Below are 17470 nucleotides of genomic sequence, written 5' to 3'. Positions count from 1 at the left end.
CCGTTCCTTAACTTTGGGCACGCACGCGAGCGCTGCCGAGTTCGGTCAGATGGTATTTCTGACCGTGTTTGATTACCAAGCCGGCCTGCGCCAAGTCATTGAGTGTGCGTGACCACGTGGGCGCGGAGTTTCCAAATGCTCGCGCCAGGTCGGTGGCGCCGCACTCTTGGTTTTGAGCCAGATATCCCAGCGCCGCGTTGCCGCGCTCGCTCACAAATACGTCCGGTTGCGGCTGTGCGTATTGATTTGCCGCATTAGGATACATCATTTGAGCTGCTGGTTGTTGAGAACTCTGCATGGTTGGCATCGGCTGTTGAAAACTTTGCGGCCACTGTTGGTATGGCTGCGGCGGCATCTGATGGGCCCAGGGATGGTACGGCTGCGGCATCTGCTGATACGGCTGCTGATAGCCCTGGGGATACTGCTGCATATATTGCTGGGAGTATCCCTGCTGCGGCATATATTGTCCCGGATATGCCTGCGGGTACGGTTGGAAGCCCATCTGCCGCGCTCCTGGCATGCCCGTCACCTGCTGCATCGCGGCTGCATCCAAATCGGCCGGGACCATGGACTCTGCCGAGCCTTGAGTTGTCGTCTGTCCCGCGGGCTGGGGGTCCTGCATGGGCGGCATGCCGGGTTGATGCATCTGCTGCGAAGCCATGGGCTGTTGTAGTGGGGACGCGGCCACGGTTTGCTGCGGAGTCATCATTGCTTGCTGTGGAAATGCTCCCGGCAGTGGGTATTCCGACCCCTGGGCCTCGGGGCGCACGGCTGCCCCGCGCCCTCCCGCGCGCTCAATTTCCTGCACGCGCTTGGGGTCGAGGCTCACCGTGACGACGGTGCCGTTGCCCATGTTATCTTCGATGGAGACTGCCCCGCCGGCGTTTTCCAGGTATTCCTGCACCATGGGAAAACCTGCCCCGGTGCCGCGTATATACCGCTTCATCTTGCTGTTTGCGCTGGTGACGCCAAAGTCGAAGGCGCGCTCTTTGTCGTCGATGCCCGGACCTTGGTCGGCAAAGCGGATAGTTTCCCCGCCGTCCAGGATCGAGATAATGGGCTCGGCAAAGTGGGCGTGGATAAAGTTTTCGACAATCTCGCGGATAACCATGAGCGAGATGTGTCCGCCTTGCTCTTTCATGCACTGGTAGACGGTGTTAGTCGTCTCTTCCAGATACGTGCGGATGTCTTGCGGCTCGATGACGATCACGCGCGGGGTCGAAAGCATGTCGTCATAGACGGCGATGCGCGCCGCATACATGGTTTTCGGTGTCTGTTTCGATGTCTGCTCGCCCTCTTTGCGCTCTTCGCGTACGCCGTTGATGTGCTCGTTGTCGGGTGCCGGGTCACCGGAATCGACCATGGTGTAAAAGTCGTCAGACATGCCGCTCGCAATCTTTCAAAAGGTTTCGGATAAATAGTAGCTCACCGCGCAATGTTTCTCATCTTTCGACAAGTTTTCAAAACATGTTGAAAACTTTGGAAAATGGGGGAAAAGTTCTCAACATTGCCAACATGACCTGTCGAAAACTCGGTGAAATATCGTGAAAAGTTGGAGTCATACTCAAAAACTCATCCGGCTTATGGCGGAACCGTGTGAACTGCGCAACCTTTTACCTTTGATTTCTTGACATTTGAACATTGATTTCCCTACAATCTTCAAGCTCACGTGTCTATATCTGCGTCCGCGCCCTCGCGGACACTCGAAATGCAGCAGGAGGAACTTAAGATGAAGCGTACGTATCAGCCTAATAAGCGTAAGCGTGCCAAGACCCATGGCTTCCGTGCCCGTATGGCCACCAAGGGTGGTCGTGCCGTGCTCGCCCGTCGCCGCGCCAAGGGCCGCAAGCGTCTCACTGTCTAGCAGCGATACACACATCTCGCATGAAGACTATTAAGTCTCGGCAAGATTTCGAGCATGTGTTCAGTCAGGGGCGTCGTTTCAATCATCCTCTGATTCGAATGACCATATGTGAATCGGTTGGCGAAGGCGACTCTGGAAGGGTCGCCTTCGTTGGTGCTAAACGACTCGGTTGCGCAGTTGTGCGCAACCGTTCTAAGCGTGTGATGCGCGAGGCCGCCCGCAGCTGCGGATTTCCCGTTGCGGGTTATGACATCATCTTGTTCGCGACCCCCAAGACGAGGATCTCGTCGCCGGAGGAGATGAACGAGGCATTGCGTTCGCTTGTGATACGCGCCGGCGTTGCCGGGGAGGAGCGATGAGCAATCACGTTTTGCGACGTGTTGCCATCGCTCCTATTCGCATATATCAACAGGTTATTTCGCCCTTATTGCCTGACGCCTGCATTTATTATCCAACGTGTTCTCATTACGCCGTTCAGGCTATCGAGAAATACGGTGTTTGTAGAGGCTGCTGGCTTGCCGTGAGGCGCATCGCTCGCTGCAATCCCCTGCACGTCGGCGGTTATGACCCTGTGCCCTAGCGGGCACTCGCTATCGGAGGAAAAATTACATGTGGGATTGGATCGTTAACATCCTTTTCGAGCTGCTCAAGCTCATCCAGACCTTTGCGGTCGACTGGGGCCTGTCCATCATTATCCTGGTGGTCATCGTCCGTCTGCTGCTGACGCCGCTCATGCTCAAGTCGACCAAGTCGACGGCCCGTATGCAGGTGCTGCAGCCCAAGATGCTCGAGATCCAGGAGCGCTACGCCGACGATCCCCAGCGTCAGGCCGAGGAGATGCAGAAGTTCTACAGCGAGAACAAGTTCAATCCGCTGTCCGGCTGCCTGCCGCTTCTGATTCAGATGCCTATCCTCATCGCCCTGTTTACACTTCTGCGCAACCTGCCGCAGTACTTTAACGAGGGCACCTTCTCGTTCTTCAACATTCTGCCCGATCTGACTACCACGCCGAGTGCCTCTTTTGCCGATGGCTTTATGGTCGCACTGCCTGCGCTGATTTGCCTGATTCTGTTTGCTGTCCTGACCCTGATTCCGCAGCTGTACATGTCGCGCAATCAGACCGGTCAGCAGGCCCAGAGCATGCGCATGATGGCTGTCGTCATGACCGTCATGATGCTCTGGATGGGTTGGAGCCTGCCCGTCGGTGTTCTTTTGTACTACGACGTGTCTTCTGCCTGGCAGGTCATCCAGCAGATCTTTGTGACGCAGAAGGTTATCGAGAAGGCTAAGGCCGAAGAGGAGGAGCGTCTTAAGAACGCCCCGCTGCAGGTTGAGGTCACGCGTCGCGAGAAGAAGCCGCGCCCGCACAAGAAGAAGTAGCAGTATAGTAATCTTATTTAGGTACCTAACTTTTGGAGTACGTTATGTCTGAAGAGATCGTCGAGGATATGCTTGAGGAGGTTGCCCCGCAGGCCGCGGGCGATTATCTCGAGATTGCACAGCGCTACAAGGCTGGTGAAGAGCTTACGGACGAAGAACTCGACACCATTGCCGATGTTGCGATTTCTATTCTTCGTTCCATCCTTTCGCATTTCGACGCGGCCAACTCTCCAATCGATGAGTATGAGGGCGACGAGGGCGAACTGATTCTTGATGTAACGGCTCCCGACCTTGCCGTCCTTATTGGTCGTCATGGTCGCACCCTTGATGCCCTTCAGGTTATGTTCTCGCTGTTGGTGAGCCGCAAGCTAGGCTTTAGGTATCCGGTCGTCGTCGACGTCGAGGGATATAAGAGCCGCCGTCAGGACAAGGTTGCCTCTATGGCTCAGTCTGCTGCCGAGCGGGCAGTGCGCACTCACAAAAGCGTTTCGCTTCCGCCCATGAATGCCTACGAGCGCCGTCTGGTTCATATTGCTCTTCGTGGCAACGATGCCGTCGACACGCATTCTGAGGGTTCTGACCCCGATCGTCATGTTGTGATTGTTGCTCGATAACCTAAACGAGCTTATCTTAAGGGGGGCGTGGTTTCCACGTCCCCTTTTTTTGTCAAAAGTTCTTGATACACTGATTTTTGTCAGATAGGAGTTTGTCTTGTTTGTACTAACCGATGAGCAGACAAGTCAGATGCTTAGTCGTCTAATTTCGTATTGCGAAGACTATTCTTTGAAGGTCTCCCATGATGCCCTACGCTCCTGTATTGAGCATCTTGATCTTGTTTTGGAGGCTAATAAGACCACCAATCTTACGCGCATCCTAAATATCAAAGATGCGGCTGTTCTTCATATTCTTGATTCGCTTGTGTTGCTTCCCTATATAGACATAGCTCCAGAAGGCGCTTTGTTAGACATGGGTACTGGTGCTGGGTTTCCTGGTATCCCTTTGACAATTGCTAGCGGACGTAAGGCTACCTATATCGATTCGGTTGGCAAGAAGGTTGATGCCGTTAACTCATTTGTTGAGGCTCTCGGTCTCAAGCATGCTCACGCGGTTCATGATCGTCTTGAAGAATATGCCCGAAGCCATAAGAAGCAGTTTGCTGTTGTCACTGCTCGTGCACTTGCACCGTTACCAGTTCTCGTCGAGTATGCTTCACCATTTCTAATAGATAATGGTCTCTTTGTTATTACTAAGGGAAACCCGTCAGACGTCGAACTTCAGTCTGGTCTAACTGCCGCTAGCATATGCGGGTTCACCACACTTTTGACAGATGATTTAGATTTGCCAAATGGCTTGGGTCATCGCGAGTTTATCATTCTAAAAAAATCTCGTCCGGCAGCTATTTTGCTTCCACGTGCTAATGGCATGGCGAAGAAGAATCCGCTTGCCTAGATGTTTCACGTGAAACATAATGGATAGTAATTACTTGTTATGTTTCACGTGAAACATAACAGATGATGAATCGGAATGTTTCACGTGAAACATCCTCCGTTTAACAGCTTAAAATACACCAGGAGGGACCGTGGGATTTCGCGACGTTAAGCGTTCAAAGAGCGCAAAAGACACGCGTATCATTGCAATCATCAATCAAAAGGGTGGTGTGGGTAAGTCCACCACAGCAGTAAACCTTGCAGCAGCACTGGGTGAACAGGGTCGAAAGACGCTGATTGTCGATTTTGATCCACAGGGTAATAGCACGAGCGGCTTCGGAATCGAAAAAGAAGAACTCGATAACTGCATCTATGATGCATTGCTGAATGATGTTCCGGCTGAATCGCTTGTTCTTGATACAAATTGCAGTAAGGTATTTGTAATTCCGGCTACTATCCAGCTTGCAGGTGCCGAAATTGAGCTTGTAAGCGCAATTGCACGAGAAACACGCTTGAAGGATCTGCTTGAGCCTGTTAAGGATGAGTTTGACTTTATATTTATTGACTGTCCGCCTTCACTTGGCTTGTTGACCATTAATGCGTTGACGGCGGCGGACAGTGTTCTGATTCCGATTCAGTGTGAGTATTACGCACTCGAAGGTGTCACGAAGCTGCTTGAGTCGATGAAGATGGTCAAAACACGCCTAAATAAGAGCCTTGATACCTATGGCGTGCTTATGACGATGTATGATTCGCGAACATCGCTCTCAAATCAGGTTGTCGAAGAAGTGCAGTCGTACTTTGGCGATAAGGCATTTAAGACCTTGATTCCGCGTACGGTTAAAATATCAGAAGCACCGTCGTTCGGTGAGCCGGTAATTACATATGCACCGCAAAATAAGGGTGCAAAGGCGTATATGAACCTTGCCAAAGAGGTGATCAAGCGTGCCTAGTCCTAGGAAGCGTGGCGGTTTGGGTCGCGGACTCAATGCATTGGTATCCGAAGCAGAATATGAGACCGGTGGATCTGCGACGTCCGCATCCAATACTGCTTCGAAAACTAAACTTCCAATCGAAGATATCGTTCCAAACCCCAACCAACCCAGAATTCATTTTAATGAGACCGAGCTTCGAGAATTGAGTGAGTCGATTCAGGAGCATGGTGTTCTTCAACCGCTTCTTGTACGCAAGCACGGTAATGGCTATGAGATTATCGCGGGTGAGCGCCGTTATCAGGCTTCTAAGCTCGCTGGACTTGAGGAAGTTCCTGTCATTATAAAAGATGTTGATGATGAACAGATGCTTGCGCTTGCATTGATTGAAAATCTGCAACGCTCTGATCTCAATCCCGTCGAAGAGGCTAAGGGATATCGACAGCTCATCGATGCGAGTGGTATGACTCAAGAGGCCTTGTCGAAGGCTGTTAGCAAGTCTCGCTCTGCAATCACCAATTCGCTGCGCCTACTTGATCTTCCAGAGGTTGTTCAGCAGATGATCTTTGAAGGTAAGCTGACTGCTGGCCATGCTCGTGCAATTCTTGCAGTTCCATACGAAGATGCACGCATTAAGTTAGCTGAGAAGGTTGTTGCGGAAGGATTGTCCGTCCGCGCGACAGAAAATCTTGCTCCGTTGTTTTCTGCCGGAGAGACACCAAAAACGCCTCGAACCGCAACGCCTCAGTCTTTTAAGAAGGCGGCACGCGTTCTGCGTCAGGTGTTTAACACGAACGTTCGCGTAAAGAGCTCGCGCGGCAAGAACAAGATCGAGATTGAATTTAAGGATGAAGAGGAACTCTCTCGCATTCTTGGTGAAATCATTCAGTTTGATCAAGGAGGTCAGGATGAGGAATAAAGTTCTGACTGCTGTCGCTTTGGCTGCTACTGTTGCAGTTGGCGCTTTTGCCGGTTATAAGATTGTGACAGATGATGAATTGCGTGGTCGTTTACTTCGCGGAGCGCAGGATATCGTTGATACCTCAAAAAAGAAAATGGATGTTATGACCGAGGACGTTGCCATGCGCACCGCTCAGATGACTAAGAATCCCAAGATCAACCAAGATTGGGTTAATCATCAATGGGAAAATGTAGGCTTTTAGGTACCTAACGATGACTCATCTATTCTGAAGGGTTCCTTGTCTGATCACCATTACAGGGATCCCTAATATCGTCCTAAATAATGCTGGACAATCGTATGATTCAGATAATCGATGAATATGAAACAGCCCCGGTTGCAATTAAGCAACCGGGGCTTTCTGATGTTTCACATGAAACGTTTAGGCTGGTCTCCCCTACGCGTTCTTCTGAACTTTGAAACGCTGCTTGAGTTGGCCACAAGCCGCATCGATATCGTTGCCACGAGAGTTGCGGATCGTGGTCTCGATACCACGGGACTCAAGACGGCGTTGAAGGTCTTCTACCTTATGGATCGGTGACGGCTTGAGCGGGCTGCCCTCAATATCGTTGAGCTGAATCAGGTTGACGTGGCACAGCGTGCCCTCGCAGAAGTCGCAGAGCGCCTGCATTTCGGGGTTGGTGTCGTTGACGCCCTCGATCATGGCATATTCGTACGTCGGACGGCGGCCGGTCTTCTCGGTGTAGAGCTGCAGTGCCTCGTGAAGGCGCAGGAGTGTGTATTTCTTGACTCCGGGCATGAGCTTATTGCGTGTGGACTGGATGGCGGAGTGCAGCGAGACAGCTAGGGTGAACTGCTCGGGAATGTCGGCAAACTTACGGATGCCAGGAATAACACCGCTGGTAGACACGGTGAGATGGCGCGCTCCAATGCCGATACCGTCGGGGTCATTAAGGATGCGCAGCGCCTTAAGAACCTCATCATAGTTGGCAAAAGGCTCGCCCTGGCCCATGAACACTACGCTTGTCGCGCGCTCGCCAAAATCATTGGAAACGTGAAGTACCTGGTCGACGATTTCCTGGGCGGTCAGCGAGCGCCTGAGGCCGTTGAGACCGGTAGCGCAAAAAGCACAGCCCATTCCGCAGCCGGCTTGGGTGGACACGCAGACAGAGAGCTTGTTACGACGGGGCATGCCGACGGTCTCGACAGAAATGCCATCGTGGTACTCGAGTAGGTATTTACGAGAGCCGTCCTTGGACACCTGCTTGGTGAGCTCGGTCGGCGTGTCGAAGGCAAATGCCTCCTTTAACTGCTCGCGGAAAGCCTTGGGAAGGTTGGTCATATCGTCAAACGAACAAACGTTCTTCTCAAAAACCCATTCAATGAGCTGCTTCGCGCGGAAAGCGGGCTGGCCGAGTTCGGCCACGAGCTCGCGAATATCGTTTTGGCTCAAGTCGCGAATGTCCTGAGATTTAGTCCTGGGATTCATGGAAGCCTTTCGATTTTGGGGAAACGTAGGGGGTATCGCTACAATATGGTATCAGCTGCAGAAATCATAGAGGAGGAGTCTGCCCATGCCGGGTAAAAGCCTAGAGAACATGCACGTAGCGGTCTTGGCGGGCGGCCATTCCGCCGAGCGCGAGATCTCGCTCAATTCGGGAAAGAACGTCGTGGCGGCCCTAAAGGAGGCTGGCTACACTTCGGTGGAGCTGCTCGATACGGCTGCCGATGATTTTATGGTGACTATGGCAACTGGCGATTTTGACGTGGCGTTTATCGCCATGCACGGCGCCGGCGGCGAGGATGGTGCCATGCAGGGAGCCATGGAGACGCTGGGTATCCCCTATACGGCGTCGGGTGTGCTCGCCAGCGCGTGTGGCGCCGATAAAGAGGTTTCAAAGCTTCTGTATGCCAAGGCAGGCATCCCCATTGCCCCCGGTTTGGCGCTTGAGGCGGGCGACGAGGTCGATATCGATCGCATCGTTGAGATTTGCGGCGAGCGTTGCTTTGTAAAGCCCGCCGTCAACGGCTCCAGCTACGGCATCTCCCTGGTACACGAGCCCTCTGAGCTGCCTGCCGCCATCGCCAAGGCCTTTGAGTACGGCGATAAGGTGCTGGTCGAAAAGTGCATCGAGGGAACCGAGATTACCGTAGGCGTCTACGGCGAGGATGACGTGCGCGCCCTGCCGATCGTCGAGATTCGCAAGCCTGAGGACTGTGAGTTCTACGACCTGGATGTGAAGTACGTCGATCCCACGGATATCCACCGTATTCCGGCGCAGATTTCGCCCGAAAACTATGCCCGTGCCCAGGAACTAGCCTGTGCGGCCCACAAAGCCCTCGGCTGTCTGGGCATTTCGCGCAGCGATTTTATCGTGAGCGAGGACGGCCCCGTCATCCTCGAGACCAATACGATTCCCGGTATGACCGATACGTCGCTGTATCCGGACGAGATTCGTCATACCAAAGACATGACCTTCCCGCAGGTCTGTGACAGTCTGATTCGCATGGGTCTCCGTCGAGCGGGCATTGCATGCTAATCGAGGACGCTGTATCTCCTGGAACGCCGCAGTTTGTCATTGATTCCTATGCAACGCTCGCCGAGCGTGCCCGCACACAATCGTTTGGCCTTATCGAGGAGGATGTTATCGTCCTCGATACCGAGACCACGGGTCTTTCGGTTCAGGACAACGAGCTTATCGAGATTTCCGCGGCCCGTCTTTCGGGCCGCGAGGTCGTTGACCGCTTTGATACGTTTGTGCATCCCAAGCAGCTGATCCCTGCCGAAATCACTAAGCTCACAAGCATCACAAACGCCGATGTGGCCGATGCCCCCTCGGCTGTAGAGGCCGTGGCTGCGCTCGCCGATTTTGTGGGCGGGTGCCCGGTTATCGCGCACAATGCCACGTTTGACCGATCGTTCATCGAATCGGTCAAGGGCGGTGTCAACGTCAGCGACATCTGGATTGATTCGCTGGCACTGTCCCGTATCGCGCTGCCGCGCCTGGCATCGCACAAGTTGTCCTTTATGGCCGATCTGTTTGGCTGCGACTCCGTGTCGCACCGCGCAAACGCCGATGTCGATGCCCTGTGTGGGGTGTGGCGCGTGCTGCTGGTTGCCCTTACGGACTTGCCGCAGGGCCTTATGGCGCGTCTGGCGGATATGCACGCGGATGTTCCTTGGTCCTATCGTCCCATTTTCTCGTTTTTGGCAGGTCAAAACCCCGGCTCGATTTTCTCGCTTGCCGCAGCCCGCGCCGACGTGCTCAAGGCCGATCGCGCCGATGATCGCGTGGATGCCGACGAGCTGCCGGTTCTTAACATGCCGAGCCGCGAAGAGATCGAGGCGGATTATGCCCCTGGTGGCCTAGTCAACCGCATGTATCCCACATATGAGCCGCGCGACGAGCAGATTGCCATGGCGCTCGAGGTGCGCGACGCGTTGGTTACGGATACGCATCGCGTGATAGAGGCCGGTACGGGCGTCGGTAAATCGATGGCGTATCTCGTGCCCTTTGCCGAGGCCGCCCGCCGAAACAACATTACCGTTGGCATTGCGACCAAATCGAATAATCTTGCCGATCAGCTTATGTACCACGAGCTGCCAAAACTCGCCGAACAGCTGGACGGAGGCTTGTCATTCTGTGCGCTCAAGGGATATGACCACTATCCGTGCCTGCGCAAACTCGAGCGCATGAGCCGAAGTCAGGCCGAGATTACCACCAAGCGCGATCCTGCCGACACGCTCACAGCGGTTGCGGTGATCATGGCGTATGTGTGCCAATCTGCCGATGGTGACCTCGATTCGCTCGGCATTCGCTGGCGCAGCGTCAACCGCCCCGACTTTACGACGGCCTCGCGCGAATGCGCTCGCCGCCTGTGCCCGTTCTTCCCCGATAAATGCCTCGTCCACGGTGCCCGTCGTCGCGCGGCGCATGCCGATGTCGTGGTCACAAATCATTCCCTGCTGTTTCGCAACGTTGCGGCCGAAGGGAGAATTTTGCCTCCCATCCGCCACTGGGTAATCGACGAGGCCCATTCCATCGAGCGCGAGGCGCGCCGCCAGTGGGCGCGCGTGGTCTCGGCAGACGAATCTCGTGTGCTATTTGAGCGCCTTGGCGGGTCGAGCTCCGGTGCATTGAGCCAGGTATCTCGTGATTTGGCGATATCCGAAGGCCCCACGCTTTATCTGGGGCTCACCGCGAAGGCGACGTCTACGGTCGCACGCGCGAGCATGGCACTCGCCGAGGTGTTTGACGGCGTGCGTGAGCTCGGCCGTCGCGCTCGCGGTGGCTACGACAGCGCAAATCTGTGGATTGGCCCCGAGTTGCGCGAGTCGGATGACTGGCATGACTTCTTGCAGTCTGCCAGCGCTGCTATCGATGCCCTGGAGCAGGCGGATAAAAATGTTGCCGCGTTGGTGCAGGCTGTCGCTGCCGATAAACCCGAGGTCGTCGTCGACCTGGGCGATATTTCGCGCCGTCTGCACGAGCTGGCCGAGAACCTCAAGCTCATCATTGACGGCACCGACGAGCATTATGTGTACTCGCTGCAGGTCAACCGCCGCCTACGTGCGGGCGGAGAATCCATGACCGCCGAGCGCATCGACATCGGCGAGGCCCTGGCGAACGAGTGGCTGCCCGAGGTGCATACGGCCATCTTTGCCTCGGCAACCATGACGGTGTCCAAGAGCTTTGAGCACTTTAACCATGCCGTAGGCCTCGATCGCATTGGCGCTTCGGCATCCTCGTCACTACATCTGGATTCGAGCTATGACTTCGATTCGAACATGGCCGTAGTCGTGGCGGGGGACATTCCCGACCCTCGCGACCGCGAGGGCTACCTGTCCGCGCTCGAGCGCGTGCTGGTCGATGCCCATCTTGCCATGGGCGGGTCGGTGCTCACGCTGTTCACCAATCGCCGCGATATGGAAGACCTGTACGCTCGGGTTGAGCCCAAGCTGGCGCGTGCCGGCCTGGAACTCAATTGTCAGCAGCGCAATTCGTCTCCCCGTCGCTTGCGCGATCGCTTTATCAACGAGTCGACCTCGTCGCTCTTTGCTCTCAAAGCATTTTGGGAGGGCTTCGATGCCGGCGGCGAGACGCTGAGATGCGTCATTATCCCCAAGCTGCCATTCTCGAGCCCAACCGATCCTCTCTCGTGCGAGCGCAATCTGCGCGAGGACCGCGCCTGGGTACGCTACTCGCTGCCCGAGGCGGTTCTCGAGGTCAAGCAGGCGGCCGGTCGCCTGATTCGTTCATCGACCGATTGCGGCGTGTTGATTTTGGCCGACCCGCGTCTGGTGACGAAGGGTTACGGCAAGAAATTTCTGACATCGCTGCCCACCAGCTCGTATCAGCGCATCGAAACGGCGCAGATCGGCCACTATCTTCAGTTATGGCGCCAAGCGCACGAACGCCATCGCTAAGAACGGAAGGCCATTGCCTCGGCGGCATGACATAGGCGCTTTGAAAGGGCGGGGTCGTCTGCGATGCGGATAGCTCCGCCCGCTGCGATAATCTGGCTAAACAGCCAGTTTTCGGAGCTATAGCAAACGGTCACGCTTGCCGTATCCTCCCCATCGGCTTTAATTGACCTGATACCTGCCCACCTCACGCGTTCTGCCATATCGAGCGGCATCAGGAGCTTAACGCTCTGGCTTGCCTGTGCAAGGGAATCGTGCAGGGACGTGGTTTCGGTCGTGTGACGCACGACGGAGTCTTCCGTCAGCAGAAGCTCCTCGATCTTGTCCATACGGTAGGAGCGCTGCCCGTCTGCCTCGACATCCCAGGCAATCAGGTACGTTTGGTCGCCGTTGGTCGTGATCTTTAGGGGGTCGATCAATCGCCTGCGTGGATGCTGGTCGTCCAGGGAGCGGTAGGTGACGAGGCATCGCACGCCATCCTGAATTGCACAGCAGAGTTGCTGCCAATAAGATCCGCGGGCGACGGTATCGTCAACGCGTTGGTTGTATCCGAGTTCCGCCGGAAGGAGTGCGCGCCGGATGCGCGCCGCCGCGCACTCCTCGATTCCGAGTGACTCCAATTCATGATTGAGTACGGCGCCCTCGGCGGCACTCAGGCGAAGCGGCAGCACACGGCCCGCATCGCCGATGAGAACCACACGTTCATCGTGGCATTCGCAAATGATGCGCGCGCCCGATTCGCGGTCTGCGAGCGTCGAGATGATGCCGATGATCTCGTCGAGCGAAGCTCCGGAGATATCGAAGCGACTGCAGATTTCGTCTCGCGTCATGCCCGCCTCGCCGGCGGCATAGAGTGCCTCCATAATGTCGATGGAGCGCGAGAGCCTTTGTTCGCTGGTGAGCTTACGCACGGCCATGAGCGCTCACTGTCCTTTCGATGAGGCGGTTCCACGCCTGCTTGAGTTCGTTGGGCTCTACGGGCCTCATACCGTCAACGCTGTGTTCCATGCAAAATGACGCCGCCGCATTCAGGTCGCGAACGTTAACGGTCCAGGTCCAGCCGTCTTTGGCGTGCTCGAGCCTGCCTCGCCCGCGTGTGAGGCCGTGGACCATGTCGGATTGAGCCTGCGGAGCAAACGAGAACGTTGCCGTGACGGGTTGGCAATCGGAGAAATCGAATTCAAAGAAGAGGTAATCGTTGAGATTGAAGTCTGCGGGAATGGCGTAGGCCCGCGATGGGCGCCACGCACGAACGATGCGATCGCAACGAAAGGTTCTGATTTTTCCGGTGGCGTCATCTAGGCCGCAAAAGTAGGCTGTTCCTTCACGCTCGAACATGCCGTAGACGCAAACAGTGCGTTGTCGTTGCTCACCCCGTCCGTTTTGATACAAAAAACGCAGCGCGCATCGGTCGGCAAACGCGCTCCATACCGCATCGACCGTCGGCGAGTGAAGAACGGGGTGCTCGGCCGTATTCGTCTCGCCGGTAAGATAGGCAATTTTGGAGCGTATGTCGGCGAGCGGGGTCGCAAAGGCCGAAGAGCCCGTGGTGAGGGTCTGATCGATAGCGTTTAGCAGAATGTCGGCATCGTCTGCGGTGATCAAGCCGCCCGCGGCAAACGTATGCTCACGGTCGATTGTCCAGGCGCTCTCCTCGGTCTCCTGGGCACCCGCGGCGCGAACTTCCTTGATCACAACGCCCCGCTCGAGCAGCTTGTCGCGGTCGCGGCGAAATTTTCGCTTATCCGAGTCGACGTTGCCCGATCCGTAGCCTAGGTCAGAATCCAGCACGATCTGCTCGGTAGTTAAGGGCTCGGGGGAACTGTTGAGGACAAAGAAAAGGTTGAGGATACGCTGGGCGGTTTTGTCGAAACCGGGTTCTGGCGCATTTGTTTTGTTTGTCGCGGTCATATCGCTTACCGTCATAGAATCCTCGCATGGGAAGGTTATTTGATGCCATGATTTTAATCCGATATGGAGATTAGGCTATATCCTTGTCCGCTCAGTGCGTTAAGATGCCCAGATTTCGGCCGATTGCGTTCGCTCGGGGTATACTTTCGACTATATACGGTTCTAATGTGCAAGCATTGGGCCTATTTGTCGGATTATGGATGTGGAGCGCACATGGCGAACACCCAGAACTATATCAATCATCTGCTACAGGGCACGGGCATCACGCCGGCGTGCAGCGAAGAAGAGCGTTTGGCTGCCGAGGATATCGCCCAGATCTTCCGCAATCATGGCTTTGATCCCGAAGTCCAGGAATTTAACGCTCCTGCACCCAGCAGGCTGGCATTTGCCGTCACAGGCATTCTGTCTTTTGCCGGTGCCCTGCTTATGGGTATTGGCGGCAGCATCGGCTTAATCGGTGTTCTGCTGGCCATCGTCGGTGCCGTGTTGTATGTGCTCGAGCGTACCGGTCGCCCTGTTATTTCTCGCCTGGGCAAGACGGGCGTGAGTCAAAATGTCATTGCCTATCACAAGGCCACAGGTCCGCTTGCATCTCCGCGCAACCGTCCGGTGGTTGTTGTCGCCCATTACGATTCTCCGCGTGCCGAGCTCCTCGCTCGCGAACCGTATGCGCCGTATCGCGCGCTCATCGCCAAGATGCTGCCGGTCGCCACGATTGTCCCCGCTGCCGTCGCCATTCTGCGTATTCTGCCGCTCCCCGGCGCTCTGAAGGTTCTGCTTTGGATCGTTGCGATCCTCGCCTCTCTTGTGGCGCTCGCCAACGCGGCCAATATCATTGCCAACCGTTTTGTTCTTCCCTATACGTCCGGTGCGGTCTGCAATAAGTCTTCTGTAGCCGCGATGCTCGGTGTCATGGATAACGTTGCCCCTTACCAGGGAGAAAACGAGTTTCCCAACGACATTCCGTTTGATGACTATTTTGGTGAGCAAAAGCGTCGTGCCGAGGAGATGGCGCGCGCGGCGGCTGAGTATGCCGCTGCCCAGCAGCAAAACGACTACGGCAACACGATCGAGTACGAAGAGCCCTCCTACACCGAGGACGAGTTTGGCCAGCCGATCGCTCCCGAATCCGAGCAGGGCGAAGTTTTTGACGAGCAGATCGATGGCTTTGAGGGTGCCTCAGCTGACGAAACCCTGATTGGTGTCATTGCTCCCGAGGCTCAGGCTGAAGCCGAGGTTGCTGCCGAGCCGGTCGCGGATGAGGATGTCGTCGAGTCGATTGGGGCGCCCGCTGTCGCCGAGCCGAGCGAGCCCGAGCCCAAGCTGTATCGCAATGCTGCCGGTAATATTCGCTTTGGTTCTGATGCCATTCGTGCCTTGGGGATGCTTCCCGAGTCGTGCACGCTTGATTACGAAGAGGGCGAGGAGCCGACGATCGATCCCGCGCCTGCTTCGGTTGAACCTGTCGTCGCGCCTGCCGACGAGCCCGTCGTCGATACCGAGCCCGAGACGGAACCCGAGCCCAGCCCTGCACCCGAGCCGGACACCGCTGCACCCGCTCCGGTGGTTCAGGATGTGTACGACGATTCCGCCAGCGATTACGATGAGTATCCGCAGCGCGTTTCCTATGAGAGCGATACCGATTTTTCGGCCGATCTACCGGTCGCGACGCCCCATGCCGATATAGCATCTGCGTTCTCTTCGATTGGAGCCAGTGCTTCAAGCTTCTTTAAGGGCGCACTCGCTAAGGGTAAAAAACTTGTCGACGACCTTGAGGAAAAGCGTGCCGCTGCGCGCGAGGTGGCAGAGCAGGAGGCTATTGCCCACCAGCAGGCTGCCGAGGCCGAGCGTGAGCGTGCGGCGCGGGAATTTGAACAGCATGAGGCTGAGCAGCCTGCCGCTACGGAGGTCGCCGAGGCTACGACGTCCTTTGAGGCCCAGCAGCCAATCGACGCCACCGAGACGCTCGATGCCGCGAAGTTCGATGCCACGATAACGTTCGAGAAGCAGGGTACTGCCATCGCCGAGCCCCTTTCTGTTTCCGATGAGTCCCAGGATGCTGCAGATGAGATCGAGGCGCCCGAAGCCGAGCCGGCTGAGAGTGTCGATGCCGAGCAGGTTGAGAACGTTGACGCCGAGACGAACACCGCCGACGAGATTGAAGCCGACGCGACGGTCGTCGTTGAGCAAGAAGAGACCCCGGTGATTTCTAACGCCGATGAGTCCAGGCCGTACTCTACGCAGATCTTTACCATGCCTGCCCCGAGCGATCCCGGCTCCACGGTTGCCAACCCCGCATCGGCGCAGGTCGAGACGGTTGATTCGCTCATGGCACAGATTTCGTCCAAGGCCGCACCGCGTCCGCAGATGAATATCCCCGATCCCGCTTCTGTTCCGGTGCTCACACCTTCTTCTTCGCCGCTTGCCTCGGTCCCCGATCCGTCGCTGCCCTCGATGCAGCAGGCCAACGTCGCATCCCGCACATCCCTCTTCGATCTCCCCGACCCCTCGGCTCAGGCCGACGATCCTTTCGCGACAGCTCGGGGGCCCGAGCCCACGTCGGCACCGGTTGCCCCCTCCATGCCTATTTCTTCGGGCGCTCAGCCCATCGAAACCATCTCGGCTCCCGTCGCCAAGGAGGCAAAGCCTCAGAAGCGCGGTCTGGGCGGCTTGTTCGGACGCAAAAAGAAGAATGAGCAGAACAGCATGAGCGACTGGCTGGGCGTCGAGGATGACTACGATGCTAAGAAATCTGGCCGCGGTATCGGCTCTTGGGATAACTTTGAGGACGATGATAACGGCTGGAAGGGCGGTGCCACCTCTTCTGACGGCGCTTCTGCCGAGGACATGCTTTCGGCTGTTGCCTCCATGGGTGATGACGAGCTGCTTGGTCACGATATCTGGTTTGTGGCAACGGGTGCCTCGGATTGTGACGGCGCCGGTATGAAGGCGTTCCTCGAAGCCCATCGCGATAAGCTGCGTGGTGTGTTCTTTATCAATCTTGAGTCCATTGGATCCGGTAGGCTTTCGGTCGTGACGGTCGAAGGCGAGCAGCAGTTGCTCAAGGGTGATCGCCGCATCATGAATCTGGTCAGCAAGGTGTGCAAGTCGTTCCACGTTGATTGTGGCGCGTTTGAGATGCCCTATGCCAAGACCGATGCCTATGCCGCGCTCGAGGCGAGCCGTCGCGCCCTCACAATTGCCGGTGTCGATGGCCCGCGTCTTGCCTGCGCGCGCACCGAAGACGATTTGCCGTACAACGTCAACCCGACGAACATCGCTACGGTGTCCGAGGTTGTCACCGAGGTCATCCGCCGTTCGTAGCGGACCTCTAAGGAGTTAGCGTGTTTTCATACATCAAACGCCATTGGCCCGTCTATGTGGTTCTGTTTTTGATCGCCATCGCTATGGGTCTGGGGGCCGCATATATCGTGGGCGCTAAGGGGTCGACGCCCAGGTCCACGATGAGCGAAGAGGTGGAGCAAGAGCAGAGTTTGGGTGCCGACGGCATTTCGGATGGCGATCTGGAACTTGTTGACGGCGGGTCTGCGTCTACGGAATAGCCTTTGGTTACATACGCCAGATAACGGGCGAGCCGGCATATCGGCTCGC

17 protein-coding genes are annotated in these 17470 nt (G+C 56.1%); 13 read left to right on the top strand and 4 right to left on the bottom strand.

The annotated features are described in order from the left end of the window. Positions 1-7: 7 nt before the first annotated feature. Positions 8-1384, bottom strand: a complete 1377-nt coding sequence (locus tag ACTNB2_RS06340) for an ATP-binding protein (RefSeq protein ID WP_441042213.1) — start codon at positions 1382-1384, stop codon at positions 8-10. Between the two features lie 345 nt (positions 1385-1729). On the opposite strand from ACTNB2_RS06340, the gene rpmH reads away from it, so the two are divergent. The 9 genes from rpmH to ACTNB2_RS06295 all read left to right on the top strand — a co-directional run bounded on the left by rpmH (position 1730) and on the right by ACTNB2_RS06295 (position 6766). Continuing rightward, a complete protein-coding gene (gene rpmH / locus ACTNB2_RS06335) occupies positions 1730-1864 on the top strand; it encodes a 50S ribosomal protein L34 (RefSeq protein ID WP_019127408.1) in 135 nt (44 codons plus the stop codon). A gap of 20 nt (positions 1865-1884) precedes the next feature. Further along, the gene (gene rnpA / locus ACTNB2_RS06330) at positions 1885-2223 is read left to right on the top strand and encodes a ribonuclease P protein component (RefSeq protein ID WP_154516785.1); all 339 of its coding nucleotides are present in this window, start codon (positions 1885-1887) and stop codon (positions 2221-2223) included. Next, entirely contained in the window at positions 2220-2444 is a 225-nt protein-coding gene (gene yidD, locus ACTNB2_RS06325) for a membrane protein insertion efficiency factor YidD (RefSeq protein WP_154516787.1), read from the top strand. The genes rnpA and yidD overlap by 4 nt, the downstream gene beginning before the upstream one ends. A 29-nt stretch (positions 2445-2473) precedes the next feature. Beyond that, a complete protein-coding gene (locus ACTNB2_RS06320) occupies positions 2474-3244 on the top strand; it encodes a YidC/Oxa1 family membrane protein insertase (protein ID WP_441042215.1) in 771 nt (256 codons plus the stop codon). A 44-nt stretch (positions 3245-3288) separates the two neighbouring features. Next, positions 3289-3858 (top strand): Jag family protein, encoded by a 570-nt coding sequence (locus ACTNB2_RS06315; protein WP_154516793.1) that lies wholly within the window; start codon positions 3289-3291, stop codon positions 3856-3858. Positions 3859-3955: 97 nt separating this feature from the next. Then, positions 3956-4693: a 16S rRNA (guanine(527)-N(7))-methyltransferase RsmG gene (gene rsmG / locus ACTNB2_RS06310; RefSeq protein ID WP_441042217.1), complete on the top strand. Its 738-nt coding sequence runs from the start codon at positions 3956-3958 to the stop codon at positions 4691-4693. A 130-nt stretch (positions 4694-4823) separates the two neighbouring features. Next, on the top strand, positions 4824-5624 hold the full coding sequence (locus ACTNB2_RS06305; RefSeq protein WP_427729019.1) for a ParA family protein: 801 nt from the start codon (positions 4824-4826) through the stop codon (positions 5622-5624). Positions 5625-5643: 19 nt separating this feature from the next. Then, a complete protein-coding gene (locus tag ACTNB2_RS06300; protein ID WP_427748147.1) occupies positions 5644-6522 on the top strand; it encodes a ParB/RepB/Spo0J family partition protein in 879 nt (292 codons plus the stop codon). Further along, positions 6512-6766: a hypothetical protein gene (locus ACTNB2_RS06295; RefSeq protein WP_441042219.1), complete on the top strand. Its 255-nt coding sequence runs from the start codon at positions 6512-6514 to the stop codon at positions 6764-6766. The genes ACTNB2_RS06300 and ACTNB2_RS06295 overlap by 11 nt, the downstream gene beginning before the upstream one ends. A 192-nt stretch (positions 6767-6958) precedes the next feature. On the opposite strand, the gene rlmN is transcribed toward ACTNB2_RS06295, so the two are convergent. Beyond that, entirely contained in the window at positions 6959-8011 is a 1053-nt protein-coding gene (gene rlmN / locus ACTNB2_RS06290; protein ID WP_154516799.1) for a 23S rRNA (adenine(2503)-C(2))-methyltransferase RlmN, read from the bottom strand. 85 nt (positions 8012-8096) lie between these two features. Here rlmN and ACTNB2_RS06285 point away from each other — a divergent pair, with 85 nt between their 5' ends. Beyond that, the gene (locus ACTNB2_RS06285; protein WP_441042221.1) at positions 8097-9062 is read left to right on the top strand and encodes a D-alanine--D-alanine ligase family protein; all 966 of its coding nucleotides are present in this window, start codon (positions 8097-8099) and stop codon (positions 9060-9062) included. Next, the gene (locus ACTNB2_RS06280; protein WP_441042223.1) at positions 9056-11950 is read left to right on the top strand and encodes a helicase C-terminal domain-containing protein; all 2895 of its coding nucleotides are present in this window, start codon (positions 9056-9058) and stop codon (positions 11948-11950) included. Before ACTNB2_RS06285 ends, ACTNB2_RS06280 begins: the two co-directional genes overlap by 7 nt. On the opposite strand, the gene ACTNB2_RS06275 is transcribed toward ACTNB2_RS06280, so the two are convergent. Both ACTNB2_RS06275 and ACTNB2_RS06270 read right to left on the bottom strand, forming a co-directional pair. Further along, positions 11947-12864 carry a helix-turn-helix transcriptional regulator gene (locus ACTNB2_RS06275; RefSeq protein ID WP_441042225.1) on the bottom strand — a complete coding sequence of 306 codons (918 nt, stop codon included), beginning with the start codon at positions 12862-12864 and terminating at the stop codon, positions 11947-11949. The genes ACTNB2_RS06280 and ACTNB2_RS06275 overlap by 4 nt on opposite strands. After that, on the bottom strand, positions 12851-13873 hold the full coding sequence (locus ACTNB2_RS06270; RefSeq protein ID WP_441044789.1) for a helix-turn-helix transcriptional regulator: 1023 nt from the start codon (positions 13871-13873) through the stop codon (positions 12851-12853). The genes ACTNB2_RS06275 and ACTNB2_RS06270 overlap by 14 nt, the downstream gene beginning before the upstream one ends. Positions 13874-14071: 198 nt before the next feature. Here ACTNB2_RS06270 and ACTNB2_RS06265 point away from each other — a divergent pair, with 198 nt between their 5' ends. Together ACTNB2_RS06265 and ACTNB2_RS06260 are read left to right on the top strand one after the other, a co-directional pair. Further along, positions 14072-17182: a hypothetical protein gene (locus ACTNB2_RS06265; RefSeq protein WP_441042229.1), complete on the top strand. Its 3111-nt coding sequence runs from the start codon at positions 14072-14074 to the stop codon at positions 17180-17182. 20 nt (positions 17183-17202) lie between these two features. Beyond that, complete coding sequence (locus ACTNB2_RS06260; protein WP_427729007.1) at positions 17203-17421, top strand: hypothetical protein; 219 nt, start codon at positions 17203-17205, stop codon at positions 17419-17421. Positions 17422-17470 lie beyond the last annotated feature (49 nt).

The organism is Collinsella sp. HCP28S3_G2 (genome assembly GCF_052065125.1).
Classification (GTDB): domain Bacteria; phylum Actinomycetota; class Coriobacteriia; order Coriobacteriales; family Coriobacteriaceae; genus Collinsella.
Note: the sequence above shows the minus strand (reverse complement) of the source record. Positions and strands in the feature narration are given on the sequence as shown.